The organism is Emticicia aquatilis (assembly GCF_014644295.1).
Lineage (GTDB): Bacteria > Bacteroidota > Bacteroidia > Cytophagales > Spirosomataceae > Emticicia > Emticicia aquatilis.
The window spans coordinates 386,152-402,759 of the sequence record NZ_BMKK01000003.1; the positions used below are offsets into that span (position 1 = coordinate 386,152).

The following is a 16,608-nucleotide window of genomic DNA, read 5'->3' on the forward strand; positions in this document are numbered from 1 at the left end:
TCAGAACTCTACACTCTAAACTCAGAATTCTACAGCGTCTGCATCGAACTTAGTTTTTTGTAGAAACCATCTTCTATTTTCAAAAGTTCGTCGTGCGTGCCACGTTCAATGATTTGTCCTTGATGAATAACCAAAATTTGGTCGGCACTCTGAATCGTACTTAGGCGGTGAGCAATCACGAGTGTCGTGCGGTTTTTCATCAAATTCGTAAGAGCTTCTTGTACCAATTTTTCGGATTCTGTATCAAGTGCCGAAGTAGCCTCATCGAGAATCAAGATTGGTGGATTTTGCAAAATGGCTCGTGCAATCGACAAACGTTGGCGTTGTCCGCCCGATAGTTTTGTTCCTCTGTCGCCAATAACTGTTTGATAGTCAGATGATTGCTGCATGATAAAGTCGTGAGCATTTGCGATTTTAGCTGCTGCCACTACTTCTTCCAAACTTACGTTTTCACCAAAAGCAATATTATTAAAAATCGTATCATTGAATAAAACGGCTTCTTGAGTAACGATTCCCATGAGTTTGCGAAGTGAGTGTTGCGAAACATCTTTCATATCAACACCATCAATCGTGATTTGTCCACCAGTAGGGTCGTAAAATCTCGGAATCAAGTCGGCAATCGTTGATTTCCCACCGCCCGATGAGCCAACTAAAGCAATGGTTTTGCCTTTTTGTAGCGTAAAATTGATGTTTTTCAAAACCTCAACATCCCCTTCATAAGAAAAACCAACGTTGTGTGCTTCGATGCTGTGTCCAAAATCTTTGATAGGAATAGCATTCGATTTGTCTTTGATAAGTGGTTGATTATCAATTAATTCAAGGATTCTTTCGCCCGAGGCTAAACCTCTTTGTGCCGAACTAAAAGCATTAGAAATATCTTTGGCTGGACGCATCACTTGCGAAAAAATAACGATATAGCTAATAAATTCGGACGCAGTCAATTCAGATTTTCCATCAAAAATCAACGAACCGCCGTAAAGCAAAATACCGATTACGACAAAAACGCCCATGATTTCGGAAAAAGGCGAAGACATTTCTCGGCGAGCCGCCAATCCAAAAATAGCATTTCTGTAACCTTGGTTTTCTGTGCGGAATTTTTCGCTAATAAATTTTTCTGCGACAAAGCCTTTCACGACACGCATTCCGCCAAAGGCTTCGTCCATGAGAGTTATTAGGTTACTGAGGCGTTGTTGGCCTTCTCCTGCGTCACGTCGCATACGTTTCACGAGTGTAGAAATAAAAATTCCCGAAACAGGAATTACCAACAAAGCAAAAAATGTCAGATTCCAAGAAATATAGAAAAGCGAAGCAATGTAAAATATAAACAGAAAAACCTCTTTGGTAGCAGCCGAAAATGTATTGGCAATTGAGTTTTCAACTTCTTGTACATCGGTTACGATGCGAGAAATTAGATTCCCTTTACGTTCGTTGCTGAAAAAACCGAGGTGAAGATTGATTGAATTATCAAAAACCGCTTGTCGGAGATTCGACACCATATTGGATTTAAATTTTTCTAAAAGCCTAATACTCACATATTTAAAGATATTAGCCAACAAAACCGAAACCGCTATAACTCCACAGACAAACTGCAATGCTCCGAATTTGCCATATTGAGTTAAGAATAGCCCGAAATAATAATTAAATTGATTTTTTAGGTCAAAAATTGAGTCAGGTTTGGCTACAGCTTCAAAGGCGATTTTATCGAATAAAACATCCAAAAGAGGCATTAAAAGTGTAAAATTGAGTACACCAAATAAACTTGCCAAGATAGAAGTAATGACAAATGGCACAATAAAACCACCAAGCGGCTTGGCATAAGAAAGTAATCGAAAGTAATTTTTCAATTGTGTATTAAGAAAATGTTAATGCTACAAAGTTCGGAAAGATGTTAGAAATAGAACTATTAAAAGCCATATTTTTTGAAGAATCAAAAAAAGATTAAACATATACATCCCACAAGCTGTTGATTCCGTATGTGATTATGAATTATTTAAACGTTTCTTTTATTTATGAAAAATTTATTGACTCTTGCAGTCCTATTGGTAGGTTTGACTTTTGCTTCATGCAAGAAAGATGAGGTTGCATCATCGGATGTGGCTTTTATGGCAATGCTTTCGGGTTCGGAAGAAGTTCCAGCAGTAACTACTACTGCCACTGGAATGTTTGATGGTGTGTATAACAAAGATACAAAAATCTTAACCTACACAATTACTTATTCGGGTATTACTCCAACTGCTTGGCATATCCACAAAGCAGCTAAAGGTGCGACAGGTGGTGTTATCTTTCCTCTTGGAACTACATTTAGTTCTCCTTTCAAATCAGCAACAGTAGCTCTTACAGCAGAGCAAGAAACTGATTTGATGGCAGGAAATTATTATGTAAATATTCACTCAGCGAAATCGGCATCTGGCGAAATTCGTGGACAATTATTAAAGCAATAATTTTTGTTGGATTTAAAAAAGCTGCAAGGTTTCTAAGGATACCTTGCAGCTTTTAATTTTTAGACCGTTGTAGTTTTCCAACGACCTCTTTTGAATACAAAAATTGCCACAATCGCCAAGATTGACTCGCTAATAGCAATCGACCAAAATACGCCATTCGGCCCCCAATCAAGGCTTTTGGCAAAGAAATAAGCTAAAGGAATTTCGATTAACCAGAAGCAAACAAAATTCATAATCGTTGGTGAAAGCGTATCTCCAGCACCGTTTAACGATTGTCCAATGACCATTCCATAACCAAAGAAAATATAGCCTAAGCAAATGATTTGTAGGCATAAGACGCCAATTTCAATGACTTTTGGTTCATCGGTAAAAATTCCAACGAAGTTTTCGGCAAAAAAAGCAAACACTATTCCGACCAAAAGTAAGAAAATCATATTGTAGAAGGCCGTTCGCCAAACCGAAGTTTCGGCACGTTCGGGTTTCCCTGCACCGAGATTCTGTCCGACTAATGTTGCAGCAGCATTCGACATTCCCCATGAAGGTAAAATCGTGAATATAATGATACGAATGGCAATAGTATAGCCTGCCACAACCTCACTTCCGAAAGTCGAAAGAATACGAGTCAAGAAAATCCAACTGGCCGACTGAATCAAAAATTGCCCCGTTCCGCCAGCTGCTACACTCAGCATATTTTTAATAACTTCTTTATCTGGCACAAACTGTTTAGCTAAAATCTGAACATTGCCATTTCCGCCATAAAGTGCATACAATTGATACAAAACGCCTATTGTTCGGCCAACAGTTGTGGCAATTGCTGCTCCTTCAACTCCAAAACCCATGACAGGAATCAGAATAAAATCCATGACGATATTCACGAAATTAGCAAGCAAAATCGAACGCATGGCCGTTGAGGCATCGCCCGCACCACGCAACGCACCACTGAGTGTATAAAGCAAAACGATTGACGGACTACTCGAAAAAATGATTCGAGTAAAACTTGAGCCTTTTTCAATCAGGTGTTCGCTGCCACCCATTAAACGGAGAATATCTTCGGCAAAAACAAAGCCGATAATGCCAACCGAAATACCTAAAACCAACGAAATCATAATGACTTGAGCCACCGCCAAACCGCCACCAATTTTGTTGCCTTCACCTACTCGCCGAGCCACAATAGCCGTAGCAGCGGCACTCAAACCAATAGCTACTGAGTAAATTAGTGTTAGTACTGATTCGGTCAAACCAACAGTTGCCACGCCTTCTGTGCCTACATATCGAGCCACAAAGAAAGCATCAACAACCGCAAAAAGTGACTCGCCAATCATTTCCAAAATCATTGGTACTGAAAGCAGAAAAATCGCACGGTTGATGCTAATATCAGTATAGTTTTGGTCTTCGCCACGAATGGCTTCCATGAATAATTGTATAATTTTTCGCATTGTAAAAAAGAGTGTAATAATCCACCGCCAATGTTTGATAGCAACATAGTAATACATTGAAAATCAATACTTTGTGAAGTCGGATTTTGTTAAAAACAATAAGTTTTATCGTTCAGGAGAATACCGAACAACCAGTAATAGTTTTATAAAATAATTAGATTTGGCTTATGAAAATAAGCTCAAAAAGGAAATAAGAATGTAGAAATGCGTTTGCAATTAGCAAACAATATCGAGCAGAATCATCGGCTTTTATAATTTTGTGTTACAAAAGTAGATATTTGTTTTTTGAAAAAAAATATTTGTGGAATAAATTTCAAAGTTAGGCCCTAATCACCCCACGCCTCAATAATTCCCAAAAACATTTGGCAGTGGCTTCAATGTCAATGCTGGCATCGTGGGCGTCAATAAATCTTTGATTGAAAAGTTTGTAGTATAATTCCTCCAGTTTTGGCCATTTGTAGCCGTTTTTACCTGTAATTCGGCAAAAACTTACTACATCTTTGTTCTTCATTGTACAAAAACTGCGTTTGGTTAGTAGAGGTTTAGTGTCAAACTCTTTTCTGACAAACTCTGCCCCAACGATATTTCTATCAAAATCAAAATTATGGGCAATTAGAATGGCTGATTCGCTGATAGCATCAGCAAAAATATCTAAAACTTGTGTTAAATCTTTTCCTTCGGTTTGGGCTTGTTCGTTGGTTATTCGATGAATTAGCGTAGCATCTCGTGGAATAGTGAAGCCTTCGGGCTTGATAATGTAATTGTGTTTGGCAGCAAGTGAGCCATCTTCGTAGTATTCGAGAAAAGCCAATTGCACCAAACGAGGCCAATTATTGACTTGCGTGATTGGTACATTATAGAATTGTGGTAATCCAGTGGTTTCGGTATCGAAAAAGAGGATTTTTCGCATTGTTATTCTCTGTTTTTTCACCACGGAGGCACGGAGGACACAGAGTTTCACAGAGAATATGCTCCGTGTTAATTCGTGTTCTCCGTGCCTCCGTGGCGGCCGACGCTCGGTAATTTAAAAATCTATTCTTTCTTACTATTAAACCAATAATAAACAGGAATACCGATGGCTACAATTCCAAGGCCAGGGTATGTAAACTGAGGTTTTTCTTTTACTAAAATCAATACGATAATTGATGCTACGATTACATAAAGCATTGGCAAAATCGGATAACCAGGTGCTTTGATTGGACGCTCAGCATCTGGCATTTTTTTACGTAAAATAAAGATTCCGTAAATGGTGAAAGCATAGAACAGAATTACAACGCCCATCAGATAATCAAGCAAATCGCCGTACTTTCCTGTTAGACAAAGGAAAGATGCCCACGCACACTGCCACCAAAGGGCATTTTGCGGAACACCTGCTTCGCTCAATTTGCCAAAATTCTTGAAGAACAAACCATCTTTAGCCATTGTATAATAAACCCTCGAACCTGACAAAATCAAGCCATTATTGCAACCAAATGTCGAAATCATAATCAAAATTGCCACAATTACCGAGAAGCCTTGTCCACCAATTACTTGTGCGGCTGCCGCTGCTACTCTGTCTTCCGAAGCAAATTGGATACCTCGGCTCATTACGTCAGCACCATTTGGGTCGCCTTTTAAAGGTAAAATGCAGAGATACGCAAAGTTCATCAATAGGTACAAAGCAGTAACTAAGAATGTTCCAATCATCAAACCTCTTGGAATTGTTTTTTCGGCATTTACCACTTCATCGCCTGCAAAAGTAAGCCCATTCCAAGCATCGCTCGAAAACAATGTTCCTACTTGTGTTACGCCAATTGCCAAGATAATTCCAAAACCTGTGATTCCCGTCACAATCCATTCTCCATTAACTTTTGCAGTACTTGAAGCATCAAAAATATTTGAAAAGTTTTGGGCAATTACATCTCCGTTTGCTCCAAGTATAAAACCCAAAATAATGAGCATCGCAATAGCTCCAAGTTTGGTTGTACTGAATATATTTTGAATGATTTTGCCTTCTTTCACGCCACGAGTATTGGCATAAGTAAGCACAACAATACTCAAAATAGCCAGTAAACGCTGAGAAGTAAGTTTAAATGAAGTATCACCAAGTGCAAAAATCTCGTGTTTATCGCTGATAACTTCAGGAAAAAGCACACCTGAATACTTAGCAAAAGCCACCGCAACGGCCGCAATAGTTCCTGTCTGAATTACCGCAAAAAACGACCAACCATAAAGGAATCCAGTGAGTTTGCCGTAGGCTTTTTGTAGAAAAACGTATTGCCCGCCCGCTTGTGGAAACATGGCGGTTAGTTCACCGTAGCACAATGCACCGAGCATTGTCAGTACACCTGCCAAAAGCCAAGATGCCAAAAGCCAGCCAGTTGAGCCAACTTGACGAGCCACATCGGCACTGACAATAAAAATACCAGAGCCAATCATCGAACCAGATACGAGCATTACGGCATCGTAAAGTTTGATTTCTTTTTTAAAATTTGCCAAAATAGTAAGAAGGTTAGGGTTTGTTAATGGAAATAAATTACTCGAATATTTTGTTTAATTCTAACTCAAATCCTTTGATGATTTCTGATGTAAGAACATCGTTTTTTTGAATATCTCTTTGCCAACGAAGTTCATTATCTACTTGTTTATAAAGCGTTAATGACTGTTTTTCTACATTTATCAGCCAATATTCTTTTACACCTGTTATTTCATAGATGTGTTTTTTATAGGACATTTCATTGGTATCATTTGATGGAGAAAGAATTTCAACTACCAAATCAGGCGAACCTTCAATTTTATTTTCACCGATAATATTGAGTCTTTCTTTTGTGATAAAAAGCAGGTCGGGTTGAAAAGTATCATGGGGAGTAAAAATTACATCCATTGGAGCTGCAAAGAGTTTTCCAAGCTTATGAGTAATTATAAAAATCCCTAAATAAGTGTTCAGTAAGCTGCTTATTTCTTGATGCGAAGGTTTAGGAGATGCCATAAAATAGATTTGACCATTGAGCAATTCAAAGTTTCCGTTATCGGGTGGCGTTAATTTTACGTAATCTTCATACGTAAGCAATTTAGGTTGAGGAATTTTCTTCTCAACCTTCTTTCCTCCAAGTTTATACCTCGAATGTGTTGCTATTGCGTTCATAATCAATCTATTATGTTTCTTTACTTCTTAGCCAATTTGCTATGTTTATAGCCATAAGCAAAATAAATCACCAAGCCAATGCTCATCCAGATGATAAACATTCGCCAGTTTGTCCAGCCGAGTTCGGTCATTAGATAGAGATTTGTTAAAATTCCGAAGATTGGTAGGAGCGAGAAATTATATTTAAAACTCATCACCGACAATGCTAACCACGTTGCCCAAAACACAAAAAGCAATGGTTTTTCTTCTAAATGCTGCATGACATCACCTTGTGAATACGTAAAGTATAATGCTCCAACCATCAAGATTCCGCACAAATATTTGGCATTGATATAAGGAATTTTGAATTTAGCGTCTTTACTCATACCTTTTGTATCAAGGTATAACACACCCGCACAAACCAAAATAAATGCAAAGAAAGTACCCACACTCGTGAGGTCAACAAAGAAACTCATTTTGAAAAATAACGAAGGTACAGCCACCAAAATACCAGTAATAATTGTCGCAAAACCTGGCGTTTTGAATTTTGGGTGAATCTCGCCAAATTTTTTGCCCAAAAGTCCATCACGGCTCATGGTCATCCAAATACGTGGTTGCCCGATTTGATAAGCCAATAATGCACTCGTGATGGCCACAACTGCACTCACCGAGATAACTCCTGCTACGGTATCAAATCCTACATTCGTAAATACATAAGCTAATGGGTCGGCTACGTTCAACTCTGTATAATTTACCATTCCAGTAAGCACCAAAGATATAAGCACGTAAAGAATCGTACAGATTACCAAGCATAAAATCATCGCACGAGGCAAATCTCGTTGAGGATTTTTGGCTTCTTCGGCAGTTGTCGAAATCGAGTCGAAACCAATAAACGCAAAGAAAACCGCCGCAACTCCGCTCAACACCCCTTCAACACCATTTGGTGCAAAAGGCGACCAATTCGCAGGTTTTACATAAAAAACTCCCGCTACAATTACTAAAAGTATCACCAAAAGCTTCAAACCAACTAAAAAATTACTCGCATTGCGAGATTCTTTGATTCCGATATAACAAAGTGTTGTAATCAAGACCGTAATCATTCCCGCAGGAAGATTAAAAATAATTTTCAAGAAACCCAAACTTGGAGCATCTTGAAAAGCTTGAGCCAAACGTTTAGTACCATCGTTAATTTCTGTTCCTCCCGCTTGCACACTTTCAAAGGCTTCTTTGGCGGTTGTGTAATCTACGGCCAGCCAAGTCGGAAAGTGTACTCCGAAACCTTCGAGCATCGAAGTAAAATAACTCGACCACGAAATGGCTACTACCATATTCGATACGGCATATTCAAGAATCAATGCCCAGCCGATAATCCAAGCGAGCATTTCGCCAAACGACACATAAGCGTAAGTATATGCACTCCCACTCACAGGTACCATTGAAGCAAATTGGGCGTAGCTAAGAGCCGTAAAAACACAAGCAATAGCCACAAAAACAAAAAGAAGCGAAACCGCAGGGCCTCCGTTGAAACTCGCAAGTCCGATAGTACTGAAGATACCAGCCCCGATGATGGCTGCAATGCCGAGCAAGGTTAAGTCTCTGACTCCCAATACTTTAGCGAGTGAGTGTTCGCTTCCACGCTCTTCGGTTTCTTTGATAGCTTGCGTTACATCCTTTCTACGAAAAAGAGAATTACTCATATATTTTTTAGTAAGTTTAGGTTTAGTTTCTGATGAATACTTTCCAAAACTATTAAAAAAACATCAACTCTGTTGTGCTAATCCCCAATTATTTATTGAATGTCATGGGTTTTTATCTGAAATTTGAATAATCCCATGATATTTCTAAAAACAATTTCGATTAACTTGTCTATACAAGTTGTTTGTTTTATTTTTGTAGAAATTCATTATTATTAAAAAAACTTCACAAAACCTCATGAAATATTCTCTCCACCAGATTGCTAAAATGATTGACCATTCATTGCTTCATCCCACAATGACCGATGCCGACCTAATAGCGGGTTGTGAACTGGCCAAACACTATGATGTAGCAACGGTTTGTATAAAACCATATTTTGTAAAACAGGCGGCTGAGTTACTTAAAGATTCCGACGTTAAGGTTTGTACAGTCGTAGGTTTTCCGCACGGAAGCAGTACGATTCAGCAAAAGGTAGCCGAAACCCGTCAGGCTTGCAAAGACGGAGCAACCGAAATTGATATGGTTGTCAATGTTGGCAAAGTGTTATCAGAAGATTGGCGATATGTGAAGAAAGAAATCAATGCGATTTTGAAAGAAAGTCATAAACACGGAGCAATTTTGAAAGTAATCTTTGAAAATGATTTTCTTCCAAAAGATAGACTCAAAATAAAACTCTGCAAGATTTGTAGCATCGTGGGAGTAGAGTTTGTGAAAACTTCTACGGGTTACGGTTATGTAAAGCAAGCCAATGGCGACTATAATTATAAAGGAGCAACCGAGCATGATTTGCTTTTGATGAGAAAATATTCATCAGAAAAGGTTCAGATAAAAGCAGCAGGCGGTGTACGAACCCTCGACGGTTTACTGAAAGTCATGGATATGGGCGTAACTCGCCTCGGAGCAACTGCCACCGCCACAATCATTGAAGATGCCAAGAAACGCTTGGGTTTAGATGCCAAAGAAATTACCGTTACAACGGCAGGTTATTGAACATTTTAGAGTACAATTTGTTAAATCAAATCTATTGTTTTTTAGATAAAAAATAATACTTTTTTGACTATTTTGTTTTTTAAAGGTGTTAATTGTAAAAAAAACATTTAAAATATTTGCCTGAATACTGATTTTTAGTTTCTTTTGTAAGTAATTATTCTGTTGTCTATACAAGTTGTATAAAATATATTTCGATTTCATCTGAAATCATAAAGAGTTTGAGTACCCCGATTTATCGGGTTTATTCATCATAGGTTAAAGTATTTTCGTCTTGGAAAGGCATTTGGGATTCCTAAATGCCTTTTTTCATAAATAATTTATAAAGAACCTTCTGAAAATATTCTATCAATGTTTGGTGTCTTTTATGAGTTTATTAGATTAATTTGCCTTTCAGAATTTCTATTCACACTGACATAGCCAACTTGCTGGAGACTATTTATGAAAATACCACTTTATCGACAAATTCAAGCTAATTTAAAAGAGAAAATCACTTCGGGCGTTTATGAAGAAGGTGGACTTTTACCCTCTGAAAACGAACTTTGTGTAGAGTTTAATGCTACTCGCATGACCGTTAGGCAAGCCCTTAACGAACTCGTGCGTGAAGGCTACATTACTCGTCAGCATGGTAAAGGAAGTACAGTTTCGGCCAGTCGGAAGTCGTTGGGTTTACTTTCGCTGAAAGGTTGGACAGAAGTAGTGGTAGCCAGCGACAGACACGGTAAAACCTTGGTTTTGGAAGGCCCAGTATTAAAAAAACTGGAAGATGCCGCTCTTAAACCCTTAATTGACGACGAAAAACACGAAGAATTTATATTTTTTAAGCGATTGCGTTTGGTCGAAGATTCGCCAGTGATGTTTGAACAAACCTATATTCCGAACGAAAATTTACCAAATTTTATCGAAGAACCATTGTTAGAAGGCTCACTTTTCCGAACTTTGCTCATCCGATATCAAATTGATGTGCAGAGTATGACGCAAGAAGTGCGAGCCATTGCGGCGGATAAAGAAACAGCGAATTTGCTGAAAATTAAGCAAAAATCACCAGTTTTGCATTTATTGAGAAAATACAAAACTTCGGTTGATGATTTTTTTCTTTATAGTTCAATTTATTGTAATACCGAAAAATTCGCCATAAGTAGTTTTAACTAAATACCGCCCCCCCGCCCCTAAAGGGGGGCTTTTATTCTTATCTATTCACTAAAAAAAATCCCCCTTTAGGGGTTAGGGGTGTTTGTTTTACCATGAAAAAAATCAAAGTTGCCGTTGTTGGCACAGGTTTTATCGGGCCAGCTCATATCGAAGCCCTCCGTCGTTTACCAAATGTTGAAGTTTTAGGACTTTGTGAAGCAAATATTGATTTAGCGAAGGATAAAGCAGCTTCTTTGGGTATCGAACGTGCGTATATCTTTGAAGATTTATTGAAAGATTCAGAAATTGAGTGTGTACACGTTTGTACGCCAAATTTCTTGCACTATTCACAATCAAAAGCTCTTTTGTTGGCAGGAAAACACGTAGTGTGCGAAAAACCATTGGCTACTAAAATCGAAGAAGCAGAAGAATTAGTGAAATTGGCCGCTGAAACAGGTTTAGTAAATGCCGTTCACTTCAATTTGAGATATTATCCGTTGGTTCGTCAGATGAAAACTATGCGTGAAAAAGGCGATTTAGGCGAAATCTACTCAATCATGGGTAGCTATTTGCAAGATTGGCTTTTCTACCAAACAGATTATAACTGGCGTTTAGAACCAGACAAGTCTGGCGATTCGAGAGCGATTGCTGATATTGGTTCGCACCTTTTAGATGTGACTGAGTATATTACAGGAATGAAAATTACGGAAGTAATGGCCGATTTCAATACTGTACATAAAACTCGTTTGAAGCCATTAAAGGCCATCGAAACGTATTCGGGCAAAATGCTTGAGCCGTCTGATTACCAAGAAGTGCCAATTAATACCGAAGACCACGCAAGTGTACTTCTAAGATTCGATAACGGTGCTAAAGGAAGCGTAACGGTAAGCCAAGTTTCGGCTGGACGTAAAAACCGTTTGAACTTAGAGATTTCGGGTTCGGTAGCAAATTTTGAGTGGTGTTCAGAAAAACCAAACGAAATGTGGATTGGCAAACGTGATGGAGCTAACCAACAATTGATGAAAGACCCATCGTTATTTTATCGTGAAGCACAAAGTCTTGTGAGTTTCCCAGGTGGACATAATGAAGGATTCCCAGATACATCGAAGCAATTATTTAAGGAAGTTTATGCAGCAGTTGCAGCAGGAAAACAACCTGAAAATCCAACGTATCCAACATTTGCTGATGGTTTACGTGAATTATTGATTTGCGAAAGAATCATCGAAAGTCACCGCAAACAAGCTTGGGTTACTATCTGATAGTTTCGGAGATAGATTTATATAAAAAGCGAGTTATTCCAAAAGAATAGTTCGCTTTTTTGATTTATCGAAGTTTGAAAAAGATGTATTAAAATACTCTTGTTCCGTCAGGTTTATATTTTATCAAGTTAATTTTAGTTCTTAAATGGTCAAAGTCTCCATCAGTAGTAATTAAAGTGGCTCCAGAAATTTTAGTAGTGGCCGCTATCCATAAATCATTTTTGCCCATTTTAACTGCATTTTGTCCTTGAGGTAAAGGCTGATTTAAGAGCTTATTTTGGCTGTAAGAATCTATTTCTGCATACGCTTCAAATAAAGCATTGTCCGACGCATTTATATCAAGAATAAAAATCTTATTTAGAAGTTCATTTAGCTTTTCTTTCCTTTTTTCGCCCCAATTATTGTTTAATGCAAAAGCCATTAATTCTCCTTTAGTGACTGATGAAATCATAACTATATTTTGAGAATTAGTAATATTTAACTCATTTTCAATAATTGTAGATAATGGAGCTGAACGAAGATAGGCAACAAGAATATTAGTGTCAAATAGAAATCTCATCATTAATCAAGTTGGGTTAAGATTTCTTCAAAACTTTCTTCTCCTGGCCATTGACCAACTATTTCAGACAAATAATTAAAATGCTTTTTCTCACTTAATTGTCTTTTGATTTGTTGCTCAATATTTTCTGTTTTAGGAATTTTATTGAAAAATAGATTTGATTCTTCCATTGGAAAAACACGTTCTACTTCAATGAATGAAAGTCGTGCATTGGGTTTGTAGTGTGCTGTTCCTGTTAATGTAATGTCCTTCCCCCAATATTTGCTTATCTCTTCAGTTGAAATATCTTCTGACAAAATTCCGTTTACAAAGCCCTCATTCGTTTCTACTAAAATTCTTGAGGCACTATATTTAAGGGTGTCTAATTTTCCAGAAATTACTGCAAATTGTGCTTCTGGGATACTTTCTTGAATAGAATTGATTTTATCAAAGTCATTTTTTTTAAGGATTAATTCTGGTATACTACCTCGATTTGAAAATTGTATAGTTTCTGAATCGGTAAGAAAAAGACTTTTAAAATCACTTAATTTTTTTAATAGGGGTTTATCTACCCATTCATAGTCTTTATCTTGTTCCAATACTCCTCTAAAAGTATTCATTACCAGCGATACAGGAGTTAAGTTGGGTAATTCTTCTAAAATATTGGGATTAAAAATATCCCCTTGCCAACCACTAAGATATTTAGAAAAGGGCTCGCATTCTAATTCTAAAGCGGTATAGATATTTTCTTCATATAAACCAGATAGGCGAATTTTAAGGGCATTAGAGATTTTTTTTGGTGGTTGTCCCATTAATTTACTAAAACCTACTAATCGTATCTGTAAAGCCCCTTTAGCGATTGATTTTATATTTTCTGCAAGTTGAATTAATCGGTCAAATTCAATTGTACCGTTATCTTCTTCTGCACCTTGTAATTTGATGTCGTAATTCATTATTATAATTAGAGTAATAAACAATAATATTAGATAACCACTATAATAACAAATTCTTTACCAATAATATTTCAAAATAAAGTTTATTTATTGAATTATTTGAGGCAATCTTTGTTAAAATCCCCACAAAAAAAGCGAACCATTCACCGAACAGTTCGCTTTCCATTAACAAAAAATAGTTATTAATGTAAGAAGTGTCTCACGCCAGTCATGACCATCGAAAGACCGTTTGCATTACAATAATCAATCGAATCTTTATCACGGATTGAGCCACCTGGTTGAACAACCGTTGTGATACCTGCTTGGTGAGCAATCTCTACACAATCAGCAAATGGGAAGAACGCTTCCGAAGCCATTGCTGCTCCGTTAAGGTCGAAACCAAAGGTTTTTGCTTTGTCGATTGCTTGTTTCAAAGCATCAACACGTGAAGTTTGACCAACTCCACAAGCCAACATTTGGCCATCTTTTGCTAATACTACGTTGTTAGATTTCAAGTGCTTACAAATCTTCAAAGCAAATTCTAAAGCCTTAACTTCGCTTTCGCTTGGGGCTTTTTCGGTTGCTACCGTAAAGTCTTTCGCAGTTTCAATCGAATTGTCTTTATCTTGTTCCAAAACTCCATTTAAAAGCGTTTTGAATTGTTTTTTGCTAACTTCAACTGGCTTTCTGATTAACAAACGACGGTCTTTTTTCTTTGTTAAAATTTCCAAAGCATCGGCATCAAAACTCGGAGCGATGAGGATTTCAAAGAAAAGTTTGTGTAGTTCTTCGGCAGTTGCCAAATCTACATTAGAATTTGTGATGATTACACCACCAAAAGCCGAAACAGGGTCGCAAGCTAAGGCGTTCACGTAGGCTTCTTTAGCCGTTGGGGCAGTAGCTACACCGCAAGCATTGTTATGCTTCACGATTACAAATGAAGTTTCGGTAAATTCATCCATCAAACGTACGCACGATTCTACGTCCATGAGGTTATTATATGATAATTCTTTCCCATGAATTTGCTCAAACATCGCATCTAAATCACCGTAGAAAGTAGCCGCTTGGTGCGGGTTTTCGCCGTAACGAAGGACTTTTTTAGGCAATAAATCAAAACTTTGAGTTGAAGTATAAACATCATCAGCAAAGTAGTTATGAATAGCTGTATCGTAGCTCGAACTCATCTGGAATCCTTCTTTTGCGTAACGACGACGGTCAGAAAGGTCAGTTGCACAGCCTTTTTCTTTCAAAATTTCAAAAACATCGTCGTATTGGTCACGTGACGAAACTATCAATACATCATTGAAGTTTTTGGCCGCTCCACGAATCAACGAAATACCGCCGATGTCGATTTTTTCAATAATATCTTCTTCGTCTGCTCCCGAAGCAACCGTTTCTGTAAAAGGATACAAATCAACAATCACCAAGTCGATTGACGGAATCTCAAATTGAGCGGCAGTTTGCACATCGCCTTCGTTGTCACGGCGGTAAAGAATTCCACCAAATACTTTCGGATGAAGCGTTTTTACACGTCCACCAAAAATGGAAGGGTAGCTTGTAAGGTCTTCAACGGCCGTTACTGGAATGCCCAAATCTTCAACGAATTTTTGTGTTCCACCAGTCGAAAAAATTTGAACATCGTGTTCGTGAAGCAACTGTACGATTTTATCTAAACCGTCTTTGTAATAAACCGAAATAAGTGCCGATTTGATTTTCTTGGTCATTTTGGAATGATTTTTGCAGTATTACTAATACAGATATGTTTGATGCCCGTGCCAAGTTTTGAGCAGCGAGTCATAAATATTGAAAGTGCAAATTTAATGCTTTTTCTTGATAACCCAGTACTTGACCTAAAAACATTAAAAAAATAGCAATAAATGATTAAAAAGTGTGTGCTGTTGGCTATTTGTGTACTGTTTTCAAAAAGAGAAATTTTTGCACAATCTCAGAATAATACAAATTTGAGAAATCAATATTTGGGGGTTAGGTATAAAGATTATCGAGAGTTGCGAGAGCTTACGAAGGTAAATAGCAATATGATTAACCTTCATTACGGAATTGCCTTAATGAAGAAAGAGGATAAACATTTTCTTTTTTTATCAAGATTCGAAAACTCCGAAAACCATTCGGATGATTTTCAATTAAAGGTGATTGACATTAAAGAGATTCCGAAATTTAATGAGTTTTATCACTGTGTATCGGTAAAAGGGTGTTCGCAAAATGGTAAAAACGACCCAACGCTTTTTGCATTGGCAGTCATTGAGCCTCAAAAGTATCTTACAAAAATAGTAAAGGTTTGGAAGCTCGATAAGCCTACGGGTAAAATTTTAGATTATACGAGTTCGGGTGTGAAGTGTATTAATCACAGCCAATTGGCATTAGTAAGTGAGTAATCTTAGCAAAGTAGCGGAGGAGGCTTACTCCTCGCTACTGAGCGTTTCTATACGGGGTGCAGGTTGTCCGAAAGGCGGCTTGCATCTTTTTTTATATCGAGAAGAAAGAAAAATTATCCATTCTCCATTATCAATTCTACATTAAACACGTGGTTTCCATGCTACTTCTTCGCTGCCTAATTCCTGAGTCATTTTTCGTGAAAGTACAAAAAGATAATCCGAAAGGCGATTTAAGTATTTTATAATCAACGGATTAACTTCTTCTTCGTGCGAAAGTCGAATACTCAGACGCTCTGCCCGACGGCAAACCGTGCGAGCAACGTGCGTGTAAGAAACCGACTGATGTCCACCTGGCAAAACAAACGCTCTGAGTGGCGGGATTTCAGCATCCATCAAATCCATTTGTTTTTCGAGTAGCTCAATATCTTCATCCAAAAGGTCAGGAATTTTCTTTCTCCGAACCTGTTCTGGCTCGGATGCTAAATCAGAACCAATCGTAAATAATCGGTCTTGAATTTCCTTCAAAATTTCTTTTCTCGATTCGTTGATTGCTTGGTCACGTACCAACCCAATCCACGAATTGAGTTCATCAACCGTACCGTAAGTTTCGATTTTCAAATCTGCTTTGCTGATTCGAGTACCGCCAACCAACGAAGTTGTACCAGCATCACCTGTTTTTGTGTATATTTTCAT

The 16,608-nt window shown here is 37.8% G+C and carries 15 protein-coding genes; 5 read left to right on the forward strand and 10 right to left on the reverse strand.

The window, feature by feature from the left end:
• Positions 1-29: 29 nt before the first annotated feature.
• Positions 30-1,844 (reverse strand): ABC transporter ATP-binding protein, encoded by a 1,815-nt coding sequence (locus IEX65_RS09020; protein WP_188765717.1) that lies wholly within the window; start codon positions 1,842-1,844, stop codon positions 30-32.
• Between the two features lie 165 nt (positions 1,845-2,009).
• Between IEX65_RS09020 and IEX65_RS09025 the strand changes: the two genes are divergently transcribed.
• Entirely contained in the window at positions 2,010-2,441 is a 432-nt protein-coding gene (locus tag IEX65_RS09025; RefSeq protein WP_188765718.1) for a CHRD domain-containing protein, read from the forward strand.
• Positions 2,442-2,500: 59 nt separating this feature from the next.
• Here the strand turns inward: IEX65_RS09025 and IEX65_RS09030 are convergent, their stop codons facing one another.
• The 5 genes from IEX65_RS09030 to IEX65_RS09050 form a co-directional block, all read right to left on the reverse strand.
• Entirely contained in the window at positions 2,501-3,877 is a 1,377-nt protein-coding gene (locus IEX65_RS09030) for an MATE family efflux transporter (protein ID WP_188765719.1), read from the reverse strand.
• Positions 3,878-4,196: 319 nt separating this feature from the next.
• The gene (locus tag IEX65_RS09035; RefSeq protein ID WP_188765720.1) at positions 4,197-4,787 is read right to left on the reverse strand and encodes a 3'-5' exonuclease; all 591 of its coding nucleotides are present in this window, start codon (positions 4,785-4,787) and stop codon (positions 4,197-4,199) included.
• A gap of 122 nt (positions 4,788-4,909) precedes the next feature.
• Complete coding sequence (locus tag IEX65_RS09040; protein ID WP_188765721.1) at positions 4,910-6,355, reverse strand: APC family permease; 1,446 nt, start codon at positions 6,353-6,355, stop codon at positions 4,910-4,912.
• Between the two features lie 37 nt (positions 6,356-6,392).
• Positions 6,393-7,001 (reverse strand): Uma2 family endonuclease, encoded by a 609-nt coding sequence (locus IEX65_RS09045; RefSeq protein WP_188765722.1) that lies wholly within the window; start codon positions 6,999-7,001, stop codon positions 6,393-6,395.
• Positions 7,002-7,021: 20 nt separating this feature from the next.
• Positions 7,022-8,677: an amino acid permease gene (locus IEX65_RS09050; protein WP_188765723.1), complete on the reverse strand. Its 1,656-nt coding sequence runs from the start codon at positions 8,675-8,677 to the stop codon at positions 7,022-7,024.
• 235 nt (positions 8,678-8,912) lie between these two features.
• Between IEX65_RS09050 and deoC the strand changes: the two genes are divergently transcribed.
• The 3 genes from deoC to IEX65_RS09065 all read left to right on the forward strand — a co-directional run bounded on the left by deoC (position 8,913) and on the right by IEX65_RS09065 (position 12,052).
• On the forward strand, positions 8,913-9,665 hold the full coding sequence (gene deoC, locus IEX65_RS09055) for a deoxyribose-phosphate aldolase (protein WP_188765724.1): 753 nt from the start codon (positions 8,913-8,915) through the stop codon (positions 9,663-9,665).
• Positions 9,666-10,103: 438 nt separating this feature from the next.
• On the forward strand, positions 10,104-10,814 hold the full coding sequence (locus IEX65_RS09060; protein WP_188765725.1) for a GntR family transcriptional regulator: 711 nt from the start codon (positions 10,104-10,106) through the stop codon (positions 10,812-10,814).
• A gap of 92 nt (positions 10,815-10,906) precedes the next feature.
• Entirely contained in the window at positions 10,907-12,052 is a 1,146-nt protein-coding gene (locus tag IEX65_RS09065; RefSeq protein WP_188765726.1) for a Gfo/Idh/MocA family protein, read from the forward strand.
• Between the two features lie 88 nt (positions 12,053-12,140).
• On the opposite strand, the gene IEX65_RS09070 is transcribed toward IEX65_RS09065, so the two are convergent.
• The 3 genes from IEX65_RS09070 to purH form a co-directional block, all read right to left on the reverse strand.
• A complete protein-coding gene (locus tag IEX65_RS09070) occupies positions 12,141-12,611 on the reverse strand; it encodes a type II toxin-antitoxin system VapC family toxin (RefSeq protein ID WP_188765727.1) in 471 nt (156 codons plus the stop codon).
• Between the two features lie 2 nt (positions 12,612-12,613).
• Complete coding sequence (locus tag IEX65_RS09075) at positions 12,614-13,543, reverse strand: hypothetical protein (protein WP_188765728.1); 930 nt, start codon at positions 13,541-13,543, stop codon at positions 12,614-12,616.
• A 182-nt stretch (positions 13,544-13,725) separates the two neighbouring features.
• Positions 13,726-15,246, reverse strand: a complete 1,521-nt coding sequence (purH, locus tag IEX65_RS09080) for a bifunctional phosphoribosylaminoimidazolecarboxamide formyltransferase/IMP cyclohydrolase (RefSeq protein WP_188765729.1) — start codon at positions 15,244-15,246, stop codon at positions 13,726-13,728.
• Between the two features lie 153 nt (positions 15,247-15,399).
• On the opposite strand from purH, the gene IEX65_RS09085 reads away from it, so the two are divergent.
• Positions 15,400-15,915: a hypothetical protein gene (locus tag IEX65_RS09085; RefSeq protein WP_188765730.1), complete on the forward strand. Its 516-nt coding sequence runs from the start codon at positions 15,400-15,402 to the stop codon at positions 15,913-15,915.
• 141 nt (positions 15,916-16,056) lie between these two features.
• On the opposite strand, the gene IEX65_RS09090 is transcribed toward IEX65_RS09085, so the two are convergent.
• The gene (locus IEX65_RS09090; RefSeq protein WP_188765731.1) at positions 16,057-16,608 is read right to left on the reverse strand and encodes a cob(I)yrinic acid a,c-diamide adenosyltransferase; all 552 of its coding nucleotides are present in this window, start codon (positions 16,606-16,608) and stop codon (positions 16,057-16,059) included.

Excerpts from the sequence above, each read along its gene's own strand:
- IEX65_RS09025 (WP_188765718.1), top strand. The coding sequence starts at position 2,010 with ATGAAAAATTTATTGACTCTTGCAGTCCTATTGGTAGGTTTGACTTTT.
- IEX65_RS09030 (WP_188765719.1), bottom strand. The coding sequence starts at position 3,877 with ATGCGAAAAATTATACAATTATTCATGGAAGCCATTCGTGGCGAAGAC.
- IEX65_RS09035 (WP_188765720.1), bottom strand. The coding sequence starts at position 4,787 with ATGCGAAAAATCCTCTTTTTCGATACCGAAACCACTGGATTACCACAA.
- IEX65_RS09045 (WP_188765722.1), bottom strand. The coding sequence starts at position 7,001 with ATGAACGCAATAGCAACACATTCGAGGTATAAACTTGGAGGAAAGAAG.
- IEX65_RS09050 (WP_188765723.1), bottom strand. The coding sequence starts at position 8,677 with ATGAGTAATTCTCTTTTTCGTAGAAAGGATGTAACGCAAGCTATCAAA.
- deoC (WP_188765724.1), top strand. The coding sequence starts at position 8,913 with ATGAAATATTCTCTCCACCAGATTGCTAAAATGATTGACCATTCATTG.
- IEX65_RS09060 (WP_188765725.1), top strand. The coding sequence starts at position 10,104 with ATGAAAATACCACTTTATCGACAAATTCAAGCTAATTTAAAAGAGAAA.
- IEX65_RS09065 (WP_188765726.1), top strand. The coding sequence starts at position 10,907 with ATGAAAAAAATCAAAGTTGCCGTTGTTGGCACAGGTTTTATCGGGCCA.
- IEX65_RS09070 (WP_188765727.1), bottom strand. The coding sequence starts at position 12,611 with ATGAGATTTCTATTTGACACTAATATTCTTGTTGCCTATCTTCGTTCA.
- IEX65_RS09075 (WP_188765728.1), bottom strand. The coding sequence starts at position 13,543 with ATGAATTACGACATCAAATTACAAGGTGCAGAAGAAGATAACGGTACA.
- purH (WP_188765729.1), bottom strand. The coding sequence starts at position 15,246 with ATGACCAAGAAAATCAAATCGGCACTTATTTCGGTTTATTACAAAGAC.
- IEX65_RS09085 (WP_188765730.1), top strand. The coding sequence starts at position 15,400 with ATGATTAAAAAGTGTGTGCTGTTGGCTATTTGTGTACTGTTTTCAAAA.
- IEX65_RS09090 (WP_188765731.1), bottom strand. The coding sequence starts at position 16,608 with ATGAAAATATACACAAAAACAGGTGATGCTGGTACAACTTCGTTGGTT.